Here is a 502-nt window from a genome sequence, read left to right on the forward strand (position 1 = left end):
ATGGAAGCCTATCGCAGCCACCTGCAGAACGTGCTGAACGAGTACGTCGCGGAAACCGACAGCGAGTGGGGTCGTGAACTCGCCGAAAACCTCGATGACTACTTGCGCCGTTTCTGGCTGGTCAAGCCYAAGGCTGCCARCYTGAAATCGTTGCTTTCCAGCACCCGTGCCAACCCGCAGTGATATGCGCCTGAAGAGTTTGATGAGGTTTTAACAATGGCTGAACGTCTGAATAATGACTTCCAGTTCATCGAGGTCGGGCGCAAAGATCCGAAGAAGAAACTGTTGCGTCAACGCAAGAAAGAGTTCGTGGAGATCTACGAACCCTTCAAACCCCAGCAGTCGGCCGACCAGGCCCACCGCTGCCTGGGCTGCGGTAACCCGTATTGCGAATGGAAGTGCCCGGTGCACAACTTCATTCCCAACTGGCTGAAGCTGGTGGCCGAGGGCAACATCCTCGCCGCCGCCGAACTGTCGCACCAGACCAACACCCTGCCTGAAG

At 56.7% G+C, this 502-nt stretch carries 1 protein-coding gene and 1 pseudogene; both read left to right on the forward strand.

The annotated features are described in order from the left end of the window. The coding region (locus tag AC1DKR_RS21115; protein ID WP_478035096.1) for a hypothetical protein at positions 1 to 183 on the forward strand (183 nt) is incomplete at its 5' end. A gap of 33 nt (positions 184 to 216) precedes the next feature. After that, positions 217 to 502 (forward strand): annotated as a pseudogene (locus AC1DKR_RS21120) (glutamate synthase small subunit); the annotation flags it as partial.

This window comes from Stenotrophomonas sp. 01N47 (assembly GCF_056399165.1).